17 protein-coding genes are annotated in these 18,205 nt (G+C 58.5%); 12 read left to right on the forward strand and 5 right to left on the reverse strand.

Annotated elements, in window-relative coordinates:
• The first annotated feature begins 192 nt into the window (after window positions 1-192).
• Both ABYT07_RS04215 and ABYT07_RS04220 read left to right on the forward strand, forming a co-directional pair.
• The gene (locus ABYT07_RS04215; RefSeq protein WP_372989700.1) at window positions 193-1,674 is read left to right on the forward strand and encodes a Do family serine endopeptidase; all 1,482 of its coding nucleotides are present in this window, start codon (window positions 193-195) and stop codon (window positions 1,672-1,674) included.
• A 146-nt stretch (window positions 1,675-1,820) separates the two neighbouring features.
• A complete protein-coding gene (locus ABYT07_RS04220) occupies window positions 1,821-2,507 on the forward strand; it encodes a TetR/AcrR family transcriptional regulator (RefSeq protein ID WP_372989702.1) in 687 nt (228 codons plus the stop codon).
• Here the strand turns inward: ABYT07_RS04220 and ABYT07_RS04225 are convergent.
• Window positions 2,504-2,923, reverse strand: a complete 420-nt coding sequence (locus ABYT07_RS04225; RefSeq protein ID WP_372989721.1) for a Fur family transcriptional regulator — start codon at window positions 2,921-2,923, stop codon at window positions 2,504-2,506. The two genes, ABYT07_RS04220 and ABYT07_RS04225, sit on opposite strands and share 4 nt — an antisense overlap.
• Window positions 2,924-3,064: 141 nt before the next feature.
• Between ABYT07_RS04225 and ABYT07_RS04230 the strand changes: the two genes are divergently transcribed.
• The 5 genes from ABYT07_RS04230 (at window position 3,065) to ABYT07_RS04250 (ending at window position 7,648) form a co-directional block, all read left to right on the forward strand.
• A complete protein-coding gene (locus tag ABYT07_RS04230) occupies window positions 3,065-3,955 on the forward strand; it encodes a metal ABC transporter substrate-binding protein (RefSeq protein WP_372989703.1) in 891 nt (296 codons plus the stop codon).
• Between the two features lie 12 nt (window positions 3,956-3,967).
• The gene (locus ABYT07_RS04235; protein WP_372989704.1) at window positions 3,968-4,864 is read left to right on the forward strand and encodes a manganese/iron ABC transporter ATP-binding protein; all 897 of its coding nucleotides are present in this window, start codon (window positions 3,968-3,970) and stop codon (window positions 4,862-4,864) included.
• A complete protein-coding gene (locus ABYT07_RS04240; RefSeq protein ID WP_372989705.1) occupies window positions 4,861-5,736 on the forward strand; it encodes a metal ABC transporter permease in 876 nt (291 codons plus the stop codon). Before ABYT07_RS04235 ends, ABYT07_RS04240 begins: the two co-directional genes overlap by 4 nt.
• Window positions 5,733-6,572, forward strand: coding sequence for a metal ABC transporter permease (locus tag ABYT07_RS04245; protein ID WP_372989707.1), 840 nt, complete (start codon window positions 5,733-5,735; stop codon window positions 6,570-6,572). The genes ABYT07_RS04240 and ABYT07_RS04245 overlap by 4 nt, the downstream gene beginning before the upstream one ends.
• Window positions 6,573-6,664: 92 nt before the next feature.
• A complete protein-coding gene (locus ABYT07_RS04250) occupies window positions 6,665-7,648 on the forward strand; it encodes a class 1 fructose-bisphosphatase (RefSeq protein ID WP_372989708.1) in 984 nt (327 codons plus the stop codon).
• Between the two features lie 69 nt (window positions 7,649-7,717).
• Here the strand turns inward: ABYT07_RS04250 and ABYT07_RS04255 are convergent, their stop codons facing one another.
• Both ABYT07_RS04255 and ABYT07_RS04260 read right to left on the reverse strand, forming a co-directional pair.
• The gene (locus ABYT07_RS04255; protein ID WP_372989709.1) at window positions 7,718-10,801 is read right to left on the reverse strand and encodes an efflux RND transporter permease subunit; all 3,084 of its coding nucleotides are present in this window, start codon (window positions 10,799-10,801) and stop codon (window positions 7,718-7,720) included.
• A 4-nt stretch (window positions 10,802-10,805) separates the two neighbouring features.
• Window positions 10,806-11,894 (reverse strand): efflux RND transporter periplasmic adaptor subunit, encoded by a 1,089-nt coding sequence (locus ABYT07_RS04260; RefSeq protein ID WP_372989710.1) that lies wholly within the window; start codon window positions 11,892-11,894, stop codon window positions 10,806-10,808.
• A gap of 115 nt (window positions 11,895-12,009) precedes the next feature.
• Here ABYT07_RS04260 and ABYT07_RS04265 point away from each other — a divergent pair, with 115 nt between their 5' ends.
• Complete coding sequence (locus ABYT07_RS04265; RefSeq protein WP_372989711.1) at window positions 12,010-12,627, forward strand: TetR/AcrR family transcriptional regulator; 618 nt, start codon at window positions 12,010-12,012, stop codon at window positions 12,625-12,627.
• Window positions 12,628-12,692: 65 nt separating this feature from the next.
• Here the strand turns inward: ABYT07_RS04265 and ABYT07_RS04270 are convergent, their stop codons facing one another.
• Window positions 12,693-13,472, reverse strand: coding sequence for an IclR family transcriptional regulator C-terminal domain-containing protein (locus ABYT07_RS04270; RefSeq protein WP_372989712.1), 780 nt, complete (start codon window positions 13,470-13,472; stop codon window positions 12,693-12,695).
• Window positions 13,473-13,578: 106 nt separating this feature from the next.
• Here ABYT07_RS04270 and ABYT07_RS04275 point away from each other — a divergent pair, with 106 nt between their 5' ends.
• From ABYT07_RS04275 to pcaF, 3 genes are read left to right on the forward strand one after another with little or no spacing between them, the layout of a single operon-like run.
• On the forward strand, window positions 13,579-14,286 hold the full coding sequence (locus tag ABYT07_RS04275; protein ID WP_372989713.1) for a 3-oxoacid CoA-transferase subunit A: 708 nt from the start codon (window positions 13,579-13,581) through the stop codon (window positions 14,284-14,286).
• Complete coding sequence (locus ABYT07_RS04280) at window positions 14,283-14,957, forward strand: CoA transferase subunit B (protein ID WP_372989714.1); 675 nt, start codon at window positions 14,283-14,285, stop codon at window positions 14,955-14,957. Before ABYT07_RS04275 ends, ABYT07_RS04280 begins: the two co-directional genes overlap by 4 nt.
• Window positions 14,958-14,967: 10 nt before the next feature.
• A complete protein-coding gene (gene pcaF, locus ABYT07_RS04285) occupies window positions 14,968-16,170 on the forward strand; it encodes a 3-oxoadipyl-CoA thiolase (RefSeq protein ID WP_372989715.1) in 1,203 nt (400 codons plus the stop codon).
• Between the two features lie 141 nt (window positions 16,171-16,311).
• Here pcaF and proB read toward each other — a convergent pair whose 3' ends face one another.
• Window positions 16,312-17,472 (reverse strand): glutamate 5-kinase, encoded by a 1,161-nt coding sequence (proB, locus tag ABYT07_RS04290; protein ID WP_372989717.1) that lies wholly within the window; start codon window positions 17,470-17,472, stop codon window positions 16,312-16,314.
• A 275-nt stretch (window positions 17,473-17,747) separates the two neighbouring features.
• Between proB and ABYT07_RS04295 the strand changes: the two genes are divergently transcribed.
• Complete coding sequence (locus ABYT07_RS04295) at window positions 17,748-18,020, forward strand: hypothetical protein (protein ID WP_372989719.1); 273 nt, start codon at window positions 17,748-17,750, stop codon at window positions 18,018-18,020.
• Window positions 18,021-18,205 lie beyond the last annotated feature (185 nt).

Below are 18,205 nucleotides of genomic sequence, written 5' to 3' on the forward strand. Positions count from 1 at the left end.
CGCCGGCCCTTTTTACGTTTTGCGGTCGCAGCCTTCGTTTAATTCTTTGCGAAATGGTCACGGATACGTCAGGGCGCGTTGACATGCCCGAAATGATACACATCTTACAACTTGCAGCACCGCGCTTGCGGATGCACTCTGGTGCGCGAACACATGGGGCATTCTGCCCCGTCCATGATCAGGAGACGATGAATGCAGCGTAAGGCAGTATCTCTGACGAAAACCAATGCAATGACGCCGCAGATCAAACTGCTTTTGATGGGACTGCTGGCGATCGCCTTTGTGATGCTGCAGGCCGTGATGTCTTATGCCAAGCCGGAAAGCCTGGCACCTTTGGCGGAAAAGATCAGCCCGTCGGTGGTGAATATCACCACTTCGACCACGGTCGAAGGGCGCACCGGACCGCGTGGTATCGTGCCCGAAGGGTCGCCTTTTGAAGACTTTTTCAAAGAATTCCAAGACCGCAACAACAACGGAGAAGCGCCCGCACCGCGTAAATCATCTGCACTTGGGTCGGGCTTTGTCATTTCGGAAGACGGCTATGTGGTGACGAATAACCACGTCATCGAGGGTGCGGACGAGATCACCATCGAATTCTTTTCAGGAGAAGAGCTGAAGGCGACCGTGGTTGGTACAGACGCGAACACAGACATCGCCCTTCTGAAAGTCGAAGCGGCGACACCGCTGCCTTTCGTGAGCTTTGGCGATAGCAACGCTGCGCGTGTCGGTGATTGGGTCATCGCGATGGGCAACCCGCTGGGACAGGGTTTTTCGGTTAGCGCCGGCATCGTGTCCGCCCGTAACCGCGCCTTGTCGGGGACCTATGACGACTACATCCAGACCGATGCCGCGATCAACCGGGGCAATTCCGGTGGGCCGTTGTTCAATATGGACGGCACTGTGATCGGCGTGAATACCGCGATCTTGTCGCCCAACGGCGGATCTATCGGCATCGGCTTTTCGATGGCCTCTAATGTGGTGACGCGGGTCGTTGACCAGTTGAAGGAATTTGGCGAAACCCGCCGTGGTTGGCTGGGCGTACGCATTCAGGACGTAACCCAAGACGTGGCTGACGCCATGGGCTTGGCATCTGCAACCGGCGCGCTGGTCACCGATGTCCCCGAAGGCCCCGCGAAAGAAGCAGGCCTGTTGACCGGCGATATCATCATGAGCTTTGCCGGTGTCGAGGTCGAAGACACACGCGGGTTGGTGCGTCAGGTTGGCAACAGCGCCGTTGGCGCTGCCGTGCGTGTGACCATTCTGCGCGATGGAAAATCCCAGACGTTGAAAGTGACCTTGGGCCGTCGTGAAGACGCCGAAGCGCCTGAGACATCTGACGAAGACCCCGCCGATGAAGGCACCCCCGAAGGGCCCGTGACGCAGTCGATGCTGGGGCTGTCCTTGACGCCCTTGACCGATGACCTGCGCACTGAACTTGGGGCGGATGCTGCGACCACAGGTCTTGCCGTGACCGAAGTGGACGAACTGTCAGAGGCCTTTGAAAAAGGTCTGCGCGTCGGGGATATCATCACCGAAGCGGGGCAACAAAGCGTCATGACCTTTGCCGATCTTGAGGACAGCGTGACATCGGCGCGGGACGCCGGGCGCAAATCGCTTTTGCTGCTTGTACGGCGGGCGGGTGATCCGCGCTTTGTGGCGCTTGGTCTCGAATAATAAGACGGCCCTGCCAAGATTAAACCTAAAGTCACCCCCGCCTGTGTATCCTGCAGGCGGGGGTTTTTCGTTCCGTACCAAGCATGGCTTGGCGGTTGTTTCACATATCGAAAGACGCTAGGTTTTACGCAGAAAAGGAACTGTGAATGCCTGATACAAGTCTCCCGCCTCATGACGGCCAGCGTCTGCAAGCCCTGCGGCACCAATTTCTGGCTGAGGCCGACATCACGAATGTCCAGAACAAATCGCTGATTCACAGCCGGCGGGAACAGATTTGCGATGCCGCCCTCGATCTGTTCCTCGAGAAAGGCTTTGCCGCGACAACCATCCGTGACATCTGCGCAAAATCCGGCGTTAATCAGGCAAGCATTTACGATTATATCGCCAACAAGAATGATATCCTGCGCCGACTGCTGAACCAGCTGTGGTTTCGCGAAGATGTCCCGACGCTGCCCGTGATCCTGTTGGATCAATCCCTATCGCTTGAGGCGGCCTTGGAAGAATACCTGCGCGAAAGCTGGGCCAAAAAGCGTCAGGGCACGTTGCTGGCCTATCGCAGCGTGCCACATATGCAATCGGTTGATCGCAAGGCGCTGCACATGCGCGAATTTGCGGTGATGAAAGACCTTGCCGATCAACTGAGCCTGCGTCTTGACCTTGATGCAGATGACACGCGGTTGGATATTATGGCGAACCTGATGGTGTTCTTGTCGGCCTTCGGACCGATGCGCGACTGGCTTAGCCGCGATATCCCCGAAGACGTGCTGGTGCGGACCGTGGCAGTGGGGGCGGCGGCCATGGTGCGGTCATTGGTGGACAGTCCCAAAGCCTAGGTTTTGCGCGCCCGGATCACGGTGTGATGGCTGATGATCTCGTATCCCAGCTCTGCTGCGACGCGGCCCATCAGGTCGGCGATTTCAGTGCCGGGGATTTCGATCAGTTCGCCGCTTTCCACATCGACCAGATGGTCATGATCGGTGTGCGGCATCATTTCATAGCGGGCAGGGGCGTCGTCCAGCATCAGTTTACGCACCAGTCCGGCATTTTCCAGCACCGACATCGTACGATAGACCGTCGCGACCGACACGGTATCGTCCAATGCGCGGGTCTTTTCATACAGGTCTTCGACATTGGGATGATCGTCCGCTTCGGACAGAACCGTTAGGATCGACGCGCGTTGTGGCGTGACCCGCAGACCTGCGTCGCGCAATATCTGCTTGTAGTCGAGATCATCGTTCAAAGCGTTCACCATTCTGTTGTCGACTTCTCTTTAAGCGTCTTTGCCCTTGCCTGCAAGTTTTTGCGATCTATTCTCATTTGCATGTTTGACTTTTGCGACTTATTCGCATTAAGAAATCATAGCCGAGTTTTGGGCAGTAGAGGAAATGCGATGAAACGATCCTTTTTTGGTACATTAACCGCAGCAGTTCTGCTGGTGGCCCCTGCTTGGGCTGCTGATTTCAAGGTTGTGACGACCTTTACCGTATTGGCGGATATGGCCAGACAAGTGGCCGGCGACGCCGCAACGGTCGTGTCGATCACCAAACCGGGGGCCGAAATTCATGGCTATTCCCCGACGCCGCGCGACATCGTCGCTGCGGTCGATGCGGATCTGATCTTGTGGAACGGCATGAACCTTGAGTTGTGGTTCGAACAATTTCTGTCCAATCTGGGCGACATACCGTCTGTGACCCTGAGCGACGGGGTTGATCCGATTTCCATCGCCGAGGGCGGTTACGAGGGCATGCCGAACCCGCATGCGTGGATGGGGTTGGCCAATGCGCTGGTCTATGTGGACAATATTGCGTCGGCGTTTGTGTTGTATGATCCTGAAAATGCTGCGACCTATCTAGCCAATGCAGATGCCTATAAAAAGCAGATCCGCGACACCATCACCCCACTGCGCGAACGCATCGCTACAATCCCCGAGGACAAGCGCTGGCTGGTGACCTGTGAAGGTGCGTTCAGCTATCTGGCGCGGGATTTTGGCATGAAAGAACTGTACCTCTGGCCGATGAATGCCGACCAGACCGGCACGCCGCAGCAGGTCCGCAAGGTCATCGACCAGGTCCGCGCCAACGATATTCCGGTGGTGTTTTGTGAAAGCACGGTCAACACGTCACCTGCAAAACAGATCGCACGTGAAACCGGCGCGGTCTTTGGCGGGGTGCTCTACGTTGACAGCCTTAGCACTGCTGACGGGCCGGTGCCCAGCTATCTGGACCTGTTGCGCGTTACGGCGCAGACTGTGGCGGACGGGCTGTCCGAGAACCTTAAATGACTGGATACGTGCATGAAAAACGCTGAAGCAATGCAACAAGCCGAACATTTTGCAGCCCAAGACAGCGGGATAGCGGCCCAGAACGTCACCGTCACCTATCGCAACGGGCACACGGCATTATACGACGCCAGTTTCGAAATCCCGCGCGGCACGATCACGGCTTTGGTCGGGGTCAATGGTGCCGGCAAGTCGACCTTGTTCAAGGCGATCATGGGCTTTGTTCCCGCCGCGCAGGGCGAGATCACGCTGCTGGGCAAGACCGTTCGTGAGGCGCTGCGCGAAAATCTGGTGGCCTATGTGCCGCAGTCCGAGGAAGTCGATTGGGCCTTTCCCGTGTTGGTGCAAGACGTTGTGATGATGGGCCGCTATGGCCACATGGGGTTTCTGCGCCGCCCCAAGGCATCTGATCACGCCGCGGTGGACGAGGCGTTGCGCCGCGTGAACATGACCGAATTCCGCCACCGCCAAATCGGAGAACTGTCCGGCGGCCAGCGCAAACGCGTGTTTCTGGCCCGCGCCTTGGCGCAAGATGGCCGCGTGATTTTGCTGGACGAACCCTTTACCGGCGTTGACGTCAAAACCGAGGAACAGATCATCGGCCTGCTGCGCGAATTGCGCGACGAAGGCCGTGTGATGCTGGTGTCGACCCACAATCTGGGATCGGTCCCCGAATTTTGCGACCGCACTGTTTTGGTCAAAGGCACCGTTCTGGCCTATGGCCCGACGGAAACCGTCTTTACCCATGAAAACCTCGAAAACGCCTTTGGCGGTGTGCTGCGCCACTTTACCCTTGGCGGTAGCGATCTGCATGACGATGACGATGGCCGCGAAGTGCGCATCATCACCGATGACGAACGCCCCTTTGTACATTACGGCGAACGCCTTGTGTCGGACGAGGCCGAGAAATGATCGACATTCTGCTCGAACCTTTTGGCTATGGTTACATGTTCAACGCCATGTGGGTGTCGGCTATGGTCGGTGCCGTCTGCGCGTTTTTGTCGTGTTATTTGATGCTGAAAGGCTGGTCGCTGATCGGGGACGCGCTAAGCCACTCGGTCGTGCCGGGGGTGGCGGGGGCCTATATGCTGGGTCTGCCCTTTGCGCTTGGGGCGTTTCTGGCGGGGGGGCTGGCGGCAGGGGCGATGTTGTTTCTGTCGGGACGGTCAGGGTTAAAGATCGACGTCATCATCGGGATCATCTTTACGTCGTTCTTCGGGCTGGGCCTGTTCATGGTGTCGCTGTCGCCGATGTCGGTCAGCATCCAGACGATCATCATGGGCAATATTCTGGCCATCGCCCCGCAGGACATCATACAGCTGACGATCATTGGCGTGGTCTGCATGACGGTTTTGCTGCTCAAGTGGAAGGACTTGATGGTTACGTTCTTTGATGAAAACCACGCGCGTTCTATCGGGCTAAAGCCTGACCTGCTGAAAGCGATCTTTTTCGTGTTGCTGTCCGCCGCCGTTGTGGCCGCGATGATGACAGTTGGCGCTTTCCTTGTGATCGCCATGGTCGTGACACCGGGGGCCACGGCCTATCTGCTGTGCGACCGCTTTCCGCGCCTGATCGTCGTGTCGGTGCTGATTGGCACGCTGACGGGGTTCTTGGGCGCCTATGCCAGCTATTTTCTGGACGGTGCCACGGGCGGCGTGATCGTCACGTTGCAAACCACCATCTTTTTATTGGCTTTTGTCTTTGCCCCCAAGCACGGCGTGCTGGCGGCAAGGCGCAAGGCCGCAGACGCCTTGCTGGCCTTGCGCGAGGGACACACGCCATGATCGACACGCTGCTGTTTCCGTTCCAGTTTCCCTTCATGCAGAACGCCTTTTGGATCGTTCTGCTGGTCGCACCGCCCACGGCGCTTTTGTCGTGTTTTCTGGTGCTGAAAGGCTGGGCGCTGATGGGCGACGCCGTCAGCCACGCGGTGCTGCCCGGCGTGGTGTTGGCCTGGATCACCGGTATTCCGTTAATTATCGGCGCTTTCGCCGCCGGTATGTCCTGCGCGCTGCTGACAGGGTATCTAAGTTATAACAGCCGGATCAAGCAGGACACGGTGATGGGGGTCGTGTTCTCGGGGATGTTCGGGATGGGGATCATCATGTACACCTCGATCACCACGAACCAGCATCTGGATCATATCTTGTTCGGGAACATGCTGGGGGTCGGCCCGCAGGACCTATGGACGGCAGGTATTATTTCCGTTTTCGTCACCGGGTTTCTGGTGCTGAAATGGAAAGATCTGCTGCTGCATGCGTTTGACCCTGCCCAAGCACAGGCCAGTGGGCTGCGCACGGGGCTGCTTCATTATGGGTTGCTGGCGGTGCTGTCGCTGACCATCGTGGCGACGCTAACGGCGACGGGGCTGATCCTTGCTGTGGCGCTGCTTGTCACACCGGGGGCGATTGCATTTCTGGTGGTGCGCAGCTTTGGCCCGATGCTGATCGTGTCGGTCTTGGTCTGCACCTTGTCGATGTTGGCAGGCACTTACCTTAGCTTTTTCCTTGATAGCGCACCGGCCCCCACGATCGTGCTGATCCTGACGGCGGTATTCGTGCTGGCCTTCTCTAACCGGCTTTACATGACCCGTAAGGCGGCGCGCCGCGCTGTGGTCTAGGCCACGGGTCGCTTGCGGCCACGGCCACGTGGCTTTATTCAAGATGGGAATGATTGGCCAAATTCCGGCACCGTTGAATTTAAGGAAATAGAATGACCGCTCTCTCGATGCGCAGCTATCTGATGCAAAACGCCTATGACCCCGATCTGATTTTCCTGCTCGAAGACATCGCGACAGCGTCACGCGCGATTGCCGGTCTGGTGCGCAGCGGTGCATTCGAAGGGAACCTTGGGTCGGCCGGCCAAACCAACGTGCAGGGCGAAACGCAAAAGACGCTCGATATTATGGCCAATGACGTGTTCGAGCGCGAATGCGCCAACAGCCCGCGTCTGGCGGCGCTGGTGTCCGAAGAGGTCGAAGAGGTCACGTGGTTGAAAGAACCCAAGATCGGGGATTACCTGCTGTATTTCGATCCGCTGGACGGGTCGTCCAATCTGGACGTGAACCTGTCGGTGGGGTCGATCTTTTCGGTGATGCAGGTACAGGCCGACGGCGATCGCAATGTGCTGCACGCCGGGCGTAACCAGATCTGCGCGGGCTATGCGGTTTATGGGCCGTCAACGATGCTTGTCATCACCCAAGGCGACGAGGTCGCCGGTTTCAGCTGCCAGCCTGATACTGGTGAATTCTGCCTGACGCACCCCAAAATGACCGTACCCGCCGAGACATCGGAATACGCGATCAACACCTCGCGGGCGCGGTATTGGCACGCGCCGGTCAAACGCTATGTTGATGAATGTGTCGCGGGCAAGGAAGGCCCACGTGGGCGGTCGTTCAACATGCGCTGGACCGCGTCGATGGTGGCTGACATCCACCGCATCCTGATCCGCGGCGGCGTATTTATGTACCCCGCAGACAGCAACAACCAAAAGGCCGGCGGCAAGCTGCGCCTGATGTACGAGGCCAACCCGATGGCGATGATCATCGAAAGTGCAGGCGGCGGTGCATCGACGGGCACGGGCCCGATACTTGAGGTCGCCCCGCAAGCGCCGCACCAGCGCGTGCCGGTCATTCTGGGTTCGCGCGATGAGGTCGCGATTTTGGCGCAATATCATGCAGAAGCTTCTGACGCCTAAGACATCGGCCCAGTGATCCAGACGCGCAGGCCTGACCCGCCTGCGCGTTTTTGCGTTCAGATGCTCCCGTTAGGCCGGGGCGGGGGTCTTCTTTGCCGACCGGCCTGCGCGTTGATCAGACAACCGTTCTTTGCGCAGATAGGTATGGTACAGCACCGGCACACCGATCAACGTCAGGACCGACGCAAAGCCCAGACCGCCCATGATCGTCACAGCCATCGCGGCAAAGAACCCGTCAGACAGCAGCGGCAACATCCCTAAGATCGTTGTCACAGCAGCCAGCACAACAGGGCGCAAACGGCTGACGCTGGCCGTGATGATGGCCTGATCCTGCGGTAAACCTTCGTCTTTTTGGGCGTCGATTTCTTCGACCAGAACAATGCCGTTCTTGATCAACATGCCCGACAGCGACAGCAGCCCCAGCATCGCGGTAAAGCTGAAAGCGATGCCCGAGAACAGCAACCCAAGGGCCACGCCGTTAATTGCCATGGGCACGATCGTCCAGATCACCGCCGTCTGGCGCAGCTTGCCGAACAGCAAAATGGTGATCAACAGCATGGTACCAAAAGCCATCGGCATCTGCCGCCCCAGCGATGCCTGTGCTTCGCCAGCGCTTTCGAATTCACCGCCCCATTCAAGGCTATAGCCCGCAGGCAGATCAATCGCCTCGATCAGGGGGCGGATCAGGGGGAACACAGACGGCGGGGTGACGCCGTCGATCACATTTGCTTGCACGGTGATGGTCTGAACCCGGTTGCGCCGTTCAATCACCGCATCTTCGGAAATCACGGCAAAACCGTCGATCACTTGGCTCAGCGGCAGATAGCCTCCGATGGCGTTGGAATAGACGATCTGGTCCAGCAGGTGGCCGCCCCGCGCGGTCTCTGCGCGCGGGGTGCGCACGATGATGTCGATCAGGCGATCGCGTTCACGGTAGGTGCCAGCCGAAATCCCATTGGTGGCCAGCGCAATGGCATTGGCCACGTCACTGCGCCCGATCCCGGCCGCCTGGGCGCGGTCTGTGGCATATATCGGGCGGGTGACGATCTCGGGTTCACGCCAATCCTGATGTTCGCTGTGCAGCAAGGGCGTCGTATCGCGCAAGATTGCTTTGGCCTTGACGGCAAGCGCGCGCAACACGGTTGTGTCTGGGCCGGAAAACCGCACGGCGATGTCCGAGGTGACAGGCGGGCCATAGATGATGCGTTTGCTTTGAAGTTCCGCCCATGGCAGTGCTTTGACGGTGAACTGATCCAGATCGGCGCGCAGGGCCGGGATTGCCTCGGGAGACGTGGCGCGGATCACAAGCTGGCCAAAGGAACTGTCCGTGATGGGGGGATTATAGGTTAGGATAAAGCGCGTCAGGCCCTGACCGATGGTCGTGGTGACCGCGGCCACATCGTCGCGGGCCAAAAGCCAGCCTTCGACAGCTTTCAGATCCGACGATACCTTTTGAATGGCGGTGCCTTGGGCGGCTTTGTATTCCAAATAGAACAGGGGCGTCGTGGCAGGGGGAAAGAACTGCTGTTTGACCTGCCCGAAGGCCATCACACATGCCACTGTCGTTCCGATCAGCCCCGCAATCACCAGCCAACGCAGTTTCAGCGCCCCGCGTACCAGACTGCCGTAGGCGCGGAACACCGGCCCGTTATAGCCGCTGTCATCATCCGCAAGCCCGCCGGTTTTGAACATGTAATGGCCCAGCAACGGCGTCACGGTCACCGAAACAATCCATGATAACAGCAGTGAAATGCTGATCACGGCGAAGAGCGAAAACATGAATTCGCCCGTGGCATCCGGTGACAATCCGATACCTGCAAAGGCCATGATCCCGATGATTGTGGCCCCCAGCAACGGGATTTGCGTCTTTTGCGCCGCCGAATCAGCAGCGTCGACCGATGTACGCCCTTTGCGCATTTCCTGCTGCATCCCTTCGGCGATGACGATGGCATTATCCACCAGCATCCCCATCGCGATGATCAAGGCCCCCAGACTGATCCGTTCGACTTTGACCTCGAACAGATACATGAAAAAGAACGTCGCGGTGACCGTCAGCAACAGCGACACACCCACCACGATCGCCGCCCTTGGCCCCATGAACAAGGCGAGCACGGCAATCACCACCCCGACGGACAGCGCGAGCGACACCATGAAACTGCTGTTGGCCTCGTCCACGACGCGGTGTTGTTCATAGATCGGCGTGATCGTGACCCCGAGGGGAAGAAACGCGTCAAGCTCCTTTAACGCCGCCTCGACCCGTTTGCCGACAGTGACGATATTTTCCGACAGCTGGCCTGATACGCCAAGGGTAAATACCTCTTGGCCATTGTGGCGCAGGATGTGGTCGGGCGCATCGACGCGGGCGCGGCTGACATCTGCGAAATCCAGCAGGTTCAGCACTTCGCCCTTAAACCCGAAGGTCAAACCGCTGATCTCGCGTACGCTATCTTCTGCCGAGGGGCCTTCGATGCGCAGGTTTGCGCTGCCGTTGGTGACAAACCCTGTGGGGTTGATCGCGGTAGCAGTATTGATCGCGCTGATGATCACCGTCGGGTCGATCCCCAGCGATGATACGATCTGCGATGACGGCTCAACAAAAATTGCCTCTTCGGGCAGGCCGCTGATGTCGACATTGGCGACCCCGTCCACCGTCAACAAATCACGGCGCATAAAGGTGGCGATGTCCCATATTTCGGCATCGGAATACCCCGGTGCCGAAACCGCGTAAAGAATGCCGAACACATCGCCAAAATCATCGTTGACGATCGACGGTCTGGCCCCGCCTGGCAAAGCGCTGCGCGCATCCGTCACGCGGTCGCGCAGATCGTCCCATATTTGCGGCAATGCGTCACCGTCAAAGCGGTCTTCGACTTCGACCTCGATCACCGACATGCCTTGGGTATTCCGCGAAGTGACGGTTTTGACCTCATCCATCTGCTGGATTTCGGCCTCGAGCACCTCGGAAACCTCGGTCGCGACTTCGGCGGCGGTGGCACCGGGATAGGCGGTGATCACAAGGGATGATTTCACCGTAAAGGTGGGGTCTTCCAGCTTGCCCACAGACTGATAGCCAAACAATCCGCCAAACAGCGCAAAAAGCATGAAGATCCAAGTGTAGAGGGGATATTCAATCGAAAAGCGTGCGATTTTCATGATGTTATTCCGTGCTTAGGCCAAGAAAGGGCCGCACGACATCGCCCTCGTGCAAAAGCTGGATACCTGCCGCGACGATTAATGTTTCGGGGTCAAGCCCGCTGACGATGATCTGTGTGCCATTGGCGGAAGATATATCGACGGGCAGCCACGACACCGTGCCGGTCTCACCGTCATCAGCGCCGTTGCCCGCAGGTGTATAGACCATGACCTGCGCCGCATCGCCGGTCATTTCCACGGCAGAGGGGGGCAGAACCATTTGGGTGTCACCGGGCCCGCCGAACCGCGCAACCACGGTCATCGACGCCCCGGGAATAATGGCGGCGGGCACTTCAGCTTGGGGCAGGGCAAAGGTGACGCGGTAGCTTTGGCCGATGCTTTGGGTTTCTGCGTTGAATTCGCGCAATTGCAAGGGGACTTCGCCCGCAAACAGTGGGGATCTGCCGAAAAAGGCGATGGCGTCAGCGCTGCCGCGGCTTTGGAACAGGCGTTCGGGCACATTGATTTCGACGCGGACTTCGGACATGTCATGCAGCCGCACAATCGGCTGGCCGGGCGTCACATTCGAGAAATTCGGCGTCAACCGAGAGGCAACCAGCGCCTTGAACGGTGCGACCAGCACCGCGTCAGCCAAGGCGTCGCGCGCCTCGCGGAGGGACACGGCGGCCAGATCACGTGCAGTCAGCGCGTTTTCCGCCTGCGTTTCCGACCCTGCATTGGACTGGGCAAGGGTTTGCGCCCGCGACAAGGCGCGTTCGGCCTGCGCCAGTTCCAGTTCCGCCCGTTCAACGGCGCGTTCAAAACCAGCCTTCTCAAGCGCTGCGATTTGCACGCCGCTTTCGACAAACTGACCTTCTTGCGCGTCAAACATCGTCAGCCGTCCGCCAACCTCAAAGGACAGATCAACGGTTTCCAGCGCCGCAACCTGTCCAAAGAAAGTCCGCTCCAGCTGTGCCGTGTCGCCGCCTGCCTTGATCAGCTTGACCGCGCGCAGGGGGGCAGGGTCCCCCGAAGGGGTCAGATCAGCTGTTTGTTGTGCCGCCAGCGGGGTGGCGACGGACAGGAAGATCGCAAAGGCGGCAAAGCGTTTCATATCGGGAATCCATTTAGAGTACTGTTCGGTACTTACCGGGCTTCGGAGGGAAGGCAAGTCAAAAGAGTACTGTGCGGTACTTCTCTTTTGGATGCGCGGGCGCTAAGTGTAAAATATGACCACAAACACCTCTCGGATACGCATTTTGACCGCAGCGCGCGGATTGTTTTTCAAACATGGTTTTGAAAAAGTCTCGACCGATATGCTGGTCAAAGAGGCGGCTGTGTCCAAGGCGACGCTGTACCGCAATTTTGCGAATATGAACGATGTCCTGAAATCGGTCGCCGAAGCCGAGGTGATGCGATTCACTGCCGACACCCCGCCGCAAATCAGATCGCTTTGTGATCTGCGAACAGCACTGAGCGAGTTTGGTACCAGGCTGCTCAGCTTCCTGAACCTGCCGGATACCGTGCAATTTGTACGGTTGATCCATGAAGAAGCGCGCGACAACCCCGAGGTTGGGCGGCTTTTCTACCATGCGGCCCATGCGAAAACACTGGAAAACATCAGCCAGATTTTCCGGCGCGCGCAGGAACAGCAGCTTGTATCTAGTGGCGCGGATGCCCCTGATATTGCAGAAGACTTCCTAGCTTTGCTCGAAGGGCTCGGGATCATCCGCGTGCAGCTTGGCGTGTGTTGCTTTCCGTGCGACGACATCGAAAAACGGGTCATCCGTGCTGTAGCGACTATTCTTGCCGCACACGCCTGTGGCGGTGCCGCGCATCAAACCTAGAGGCGCGGGTGTTTGCTGCCTGATGCCGCGGATGCACGTGTGGGGACGTGCAAGGGCAAGCACTGCTAAAGCAGCATTTTGCGCAGCTCTGACTGGATCGCCGTCAGCTTGTCCAGATACAACGCGGCAAGTTGCCCGGCGTCGGCGTGATGTGACGACAGCCCGATATTGAGCGCGGCCACAACCCGCCCGCGCGCGTCATATATTGGCACCGCGATTGAAATCAGGCCCAGTTCGACCTCTTGGTCGATCACCGCGTAACCTTGGTCGCGGACCCGTGCCAGTTCGGTCAAAAGCGCTGCCGCATCGGTGATCGTGTTGGGCGTGCGCGCGGCAAGGCCCGTGCTGTCAGTAAGGCCCGCGCTGTCAGCAAGAACCATGCTGTTAATCTGATCATGGGGCAGTGCAGACAACATCACCCGCCCCATTGACGTGCAATAGGCCGGCAGGCGCGATCCGGGCGTCAGGGAAATTGACATGACTTTGCGCTGTGCGGCGCGCGCAATATAGATAATTTCGTCACCATCAAGGATCGACACGGATGTGCTTTGGCCCAATTCGTCTGACAGCCGATCCAACAAGGGTTGCACGATCTGCGGCAAGGGCATTGTGGCAAGGCAGGCCGTCCCCAAGCGCATGATGCGGGGCGTCAGCGTAAAGAATTTTCCGTCGTAATCGGCAAACCCCAGATGCGCGAGGGTCAGCAAACAGCGGCGTGCCGTGGCGCGGTCCAACCCGCTGGCTGCGGCGACTTGGGCGATGGATTGGCGCGGGCTGTCTGCGGTGAATGTCTCGATCGTGGCCAGACCTTTGGCAAGGCTGCTCATGATGTCTTTGCTTTCCATCTGCGACCCTCTTTTGTGCGCTATGTCAACAAATAGCATATATCGCACAAATCTGTTTGCTGTCGAGGGCAGGCACCCTTACCCCTTTGCAAAACAGGAGAACGAGATGGACAAGACGATCCCAAGTGCGGCTGCTGCGGTTGCACAAATCCCCGACGGGGCGGTGGTCATGATCGGTGGGTTCGGCGGCGCAGGTGCCCCGATCGAACTGATCCACGCGCTGATTGACCACGGTGCCAAGGGCCTGACCGTGATCAACAATAACGCAGGAAACGGCCGCATCGGCATTGCCGCGATGATCGACGCGGGGCTTGTGGCCAAAATGATCTGCTCGTTCCCGCGGTCGTCTGATCCGCGTGCATTCAATGAAAAATACCTTGCCGGAGAGATCGAGCTTGAACTGGTGCCGCAGGGGACTTTGGCCGAACGCATTCGCGCTGCCGGTGCGGGCATCCCGGGGTTTTACACGCCGACGGGGGTGGGTACGGAACTGGCCATCGGCAAACCGACCTGCGATTTTGACGGGCGCACCTATCTGCAGGAACGCTGGCTCAAGGCGGATTTTGCGTTGATCAAGGCCGAGCAAGCCGACCGTCACGGCAACCTGACCTATAACAAAACCGCCCGCAATTTCAGCCCGCTGATGTGTGCCGCCGCCGCGGTGACCATCGTGCAAGCCAGCCAGATCGTCGAGGCCGGGGCGATTGACCCCGAACATGTCATCACACCCGGTCTGTTTGTGGACCAGATCATCGAAATTCCCGACCCGCAGCAAGAAGAGCTGCTGATCCGTGCGGAGGCTGTGTACCCATGACCGATTATAAACTCTCGAACGCGCAAATCGCATGGCGCGCGGCGCAAGATATTCAGGACGGGGCCTATGTTAACCTTGGCATCGGATTTCCCGAGAAAGTCGCGCAATATCAGCCCGAAGGTCGTCAGGCGATCTTTCACACCGAAAACGGTATCCTGGGCTTTGGCCCGTCCCCGGCTGCCGGGGAGGAAGACTGGGATCTGATCAATGCGGGCAAACGCGCGGTCACGCTGAACCCCGGCGCGTCGTTCTTTCACCACGCTGATAGCTTTGGCATGGTGCGGGGCGGGCATCTGGACGTGGCTATTCTGGGGGCCTATCAGGTCGCGCAGAACGGAGATCTGGCCAATTGGCGTGTCGGTGCCAAGGGCGTGCCAGCGGTGGGCGGTGCCATGGATCTGGTCCATGGGGCCAAACGTGTCGCCGTGATTACGGACCACGTCACCAAGGACGGTGCCCCGAAACTGGTCGAAAAATGCGCCTTTCCGCTGACGGGTCTGGCCTGTGTGACCCGCGTCTATACCAGCCTTGCTGTGGTCGATATCGAACAAGGACGTTTCGTCCTGCGCGAAAAACTGCCGCAGATTTCGCTGGAAGATTTGCAGAATTTGACCGAAGCTACGCTTCATATCACGGATCCGGTTGCCGACCTGATCACCCCGGAATTGTAAGGAAAAACCCATGGCAGACGCTTTTATTTGTGACTATATCCGCACCCCGATCGGGCGCTTTGGCGGCACGCTTGCCACCGTGCGCGCAGATGATCTGGGTGCGATCCCGATGCGGGCCTTGATGGCGCGCAATCCGAATGTCGATTGGGAAGCCGTGGACGACGTGATCTATGGTTGCGCCAATCAGGCGGGCGAAGACAACCGCAACGTGGCGCGCATGTCGGCGCTGCTGGCGGGCCTGCCCGAAGCGGTGACAGGCACCACCATCAACCGGCTTTGCGGGTCCGGCATGGACGCGATCATCGCTGCCGCGCGGGCGATCAAGGCGGGCGAATCCGATCTGATGATCGCAGGCGGAGTGGAAAGCATGAGCCGCGCGCCGTTCGTTATGCCCAAGGCCACCAGTGCCTATTCGCGTAACGCGGAAATCTATGACACCACCATCGGCTGGCGTTTTGTGAACCCGCTGATGAAAGCGCAATACGGCGTGGAATCGATGCCCGAAACCGGCGAAAACGTTGCGGAAGATTTCAACATCAGCCGTGCTGATCAGGACGCCTTTGCCCTGCGCAGCCAGACAAAGGCGGGCGAGGCGCAGTCCAGCGGACGCTTGGCCAAAGAGATCACTGCGGTCACCATCCCGCAGCGGCGTGGGGACGATACGGTGTTTGACGCGGATGAGCATCTGCGCGCGACGTCACTGGAACAACTCGCGAAATTGCCAACGCCCTTCCGCAAAGACGGGACCGTCACAGCGGGCAACGCATCGGGTGTGAATGATGGTGCCGCAGCGCTGATCATTGCGTCGGCTGAGGCGGCGGCGAAATACGGTCTGACGCCGATTGCGCGCATCTTGGGCGGTGCAACGGCTGGCGTGGCCCCGCGCATCATGGGGTTCGGTCCGGCACCTGCGTCGCAAAAACTTATGGCGCGTCTGGGACTAAGCCAAACCGATTTCGACGTGATCGAATTGAACGAAGCCTTTGCCAGCCAGGGTCTTGCCACGTTGCGCGCCCTTGGGATTGCCGATGATGACCCCCGCGTGAACCCCAATGGTGGTGCGATTGCGTTGGGCCATCCTTTGGGTATGTCGGGTGCGCGGATCAGCGGGTCGGCAGCACTTGAGCTGTCGTTGAACGGTGGCAAGCGGTCCTTGTCGACCATGTGCATCGGCGTCGGACAGGGCATCGCACTCGCCCTTGAACGAGTGTAATCCAGCCGCCCTGCCATGGGAATATGGCGGGGCGCAAGCAGCTGGGCAGGTCGATTTCTTAGAAAGCTGACCGGCCTTCAAAGGCCAATAGGCTTGGCCATCCCCGCAAGACGGCGGGACAGGCCAAGCTGACATATACGCCTAGACGGGGGCGACGATCTTTTGGTCATCCTCGGGGGCGTCCAGCAGCAGGTGGTTGTCCTCAAGGACAAGGATGTTTTCCCGGGCGATGACATCGGCCTTGGTCTTGTAACCGATCACGTCTTCGACCGGTGTGTCCAGATTGCGGGCCATCAACATCGTTTCCTCGGACGAAAAGTTCGTCAGACCGCGGGCAATTTCAGTGCCTTCTTCATCATAGACATGCAGAACATCGCCCTTGGTGAAATCGCCTTGGATCGAAATGATGTCGCTGCGGCTGATCCCGCAACTGCCTTCGGCCACTGCGACGGCCACTGCTTTGGGAACCACAAGCGTGCCCGACACCTTCAGCCGGTTGCTGAGCCAGACCTTGAGAGGCGACAGGGTTTCACCCGTGACAAGGCAGCGCGTAAAGCGGCGTTCATTGTTCAGCACCGACGACACGGGGCGTTCGATGATGCCATCGGCGATGATGGTTTCAACACCAGCGTTCTGCGCCATATTTGCAGCCTGCATTTTGGTCAACATACCGCCACTGCCCAATGCGCTGATGCCTGTGGTCGATTCAAGATGTTCGCTCACATCTTCGATTTCCGAGATAAACTGCGCACCGGGTTCTGCCGGATCACGGTCATACAGGCCCTCGACACTGGTTAGAATGATCAGCAGATCGGCGTTGATCATCTGTGCAACCTTGGCCGAAAGGCGGTCATTATCACCCACGCGCAAGTCATGCGTCGCGATTGAATCGTTCTCGTTGATGATCGGCAAAATGTCGCTTTCGAACAAGCGCAGCATCGTGTTTTTGATGTTCAAAAACCGCCGACGTTCTTCCATATCCCCGACAGTCACCAGCATCTGCGCAACGTCCAGATCGTATTCGGACGCAACCTGCCGGTAGGCGTTCATAAGCAACGGTTGGCCACAGGCTGCTGCGGCTTGCTTGTCCAGAATGCCCGCATCTTCGGGGCGTTTTCCGATCATGTTCAGACCCAAAGCAACGGACCCCGAAGAGGTCAGAATAATGTCATGACCTTCTTTCTGAAGCTGCGCCAAATCGCTTAGCAAGCCGTTCATAAAAGCATAGCGCAGGGTAAGTTTATCGCTATTTGCAAGCAGACTAGATCCGATTTTGACAACTATCTTCTTCTTCTTTGACATCATGTGTCTCCTATATCTCTTTGATTTAAATGGACTATGCTTCGTTGGTTTGCGTTTGGTGACGCTGACCTATAGCACTGTCCGTTCAATCGATTCGGGTTGCTATAACATGAAACCGTCATGTGAATGCAAATAGGTCGCTGCACCGCAGCGTCCAGATGCCTTGGGGCGGACCCGATGAAAAAGACTGCTCAGCCGGACAATCCGGACGGGCAACGCCTTGTGGACTGCGCGCCGATCCTGCGCATTGTCAGCCACGGCGGAAGGGACCGAAAATGAACTTGAATATGACCGGATACGACAAGGCGTGCGCCGCAGGTCCGCGTCATCTAGACAACTGTGAAAACCACCCGCGCAAATCCCGCGCACCCCTTGCCGCAGGATGTCGGGCACCTATGTGTCATAGTTCAAAAGCGACATTCTTGGTCCCAGATGTTGGGCCAGCCGCAGGCCAAGGTGGCGGCCGCGCGATCACGCCGCAGATGCCCCGCGCGATCACGCCACAGATGCCCCGCGCGATCACGCCGCAGATGCCCCGCGCAAGATAGCGACCAGTTAGACCAAGCAGGCGGCCCGCGACAGGGCCAGCGCAGCAATCACTGGCGCAAGACCTGCAAAGCAATGAAGGAATAATGACTATGAACGACATGAGCACAGAGCCTGAGCAGATGAACATCGCAACCCTTGTCGGTGACCTTGGCCAGCGCGCCAAAGCGGCAGCGCGTGACCTTGC

The sequence above is a fragment of the Sulfitobacter sp. genome, from assembly GCF_041552635.1.
In the GTDB taxonomy this organism is placed as follows: domain Bacteria; phylum Pseudomonadota; class Alphaproteobacteria; order Rhodobacterales; family Rhodobacteraceae; genus Sulfitobacter.

Excerpts from the sequence above, each read along its gene's own strand:
- ABYT07_RS04215 (WP_372989700.1), top strand. The coding sequence starts at position 193 with ATGCAGCGTAAGGCAGTATCTCTGACGAAAACCAATGCAATGACGCCG.
- ABYT07_RS04220 (WP_372989702.1), top strand. The coding sequence starts at position 1,821 with ATGCCTGATACAAGTCTCCCGCCTCATGACGGCCAGCGTCTGCAAGCC.
- ABYT07_RS04230 (WP_372989703.1), top strand. The coding sequence starts at position 3,065 with ATGAAACGATCCTTTTTTGGTACATTAACCGCAGCAGTTCTGCTGGTG.
- ABYT07_RS04235 (WP_372989704.1), top strand. The coding sequence starts at position 3,968 with ATGAAAAACGCTGAAGCAATGCAACAAGCCGAACATTTTGCAGCCCAA.
- ABYT07_RS04240 (WP_372989705.1), top strand. The coding sequence starts at position 4,861 with ATGATCGACATTCTGCTCGAACCTTTTGGCTATGGTTACATGTTCAAC.
- ABYT07_RS04245 (WP_372989707.1), top strand. The coding sequence starts at position 5,733 with ATGATCGACACGCTGCTGTTTCCGTTCCAGTTTCCCTTCATGCAGAAC.
- ABYT07_RS04250 (WP_372989708.1), top strand. The coding sequence starts at position 6,665 with ATGACCGCTCTCTCGATGCGCAGCTATCTGATGCAAAACGCCTATGAC.
- ABYT07_RS04255 (WP_372989709.1), bottom strand. The coding sequence starts at position 10,801 with ATGAAAATCGCACGCTTTTCGATTGAATATCCCCTCTACACTTGGATC.
- ABYT07_RS04260 (WP_372989710.1), bottom strand. The coding sequence starts at position 11,894 with ATGAAACGCTTTGCCGCCTTTGCGATCTTCCTGTCCGTCGCCACCCCG.
- ABYT07_RS04265 (WP_372989711.1), top strand. The coding sequence starts at position 12,010 with ATGACCACAAACACCTCTCGGATACGCATTTTGACCGCAGCGCGCGGA.
- ABYT07_RS04270 (WP_372989712.1), bottom strand. The coding sequence starts at position 13,472 with ATGGAAAGCAAAGACATCATGAGCAGCCTTGCCAAAGGTCTGGCCACG.
- ABYT07_RS04275 (WP_372989713.1), top strand. The coding sequence starts at position 13,579 with ATGGACAAGACGATCCCAAGTGCGGCTGCTGCGGTTGCACAAATCCCC.
- ABYT07_RS04280 (WP_372989714.1), top strand. The coding sequence starts at position 14,283 with ATGACCGATTATAAACTCTCGAACGCGCAAATCGCATGGCGCGCGGCG.
- pcaF (WP_372989715.1), top strand. The coding sequence starts at position 14,968 with ATGGCAGACGCTTTTATTTGTGACTATATCCGCACCCCGATCGGGCGC.
- proB (WP_372989717.1), bottom strand. The coding sequence starts at position 17,472 with ATGTCAAAGAAGAAGAAGATAGTTGTCAAAATCGGATCTAGTCTGCTT.
- ABYT07_RS04295 (WP_372989719.1), top strand. The coding sequence starts at position 17,748 with ATGAACTTGAATATGACCGGATACGACAAGGCGTGCGCCGCAGGTCCG.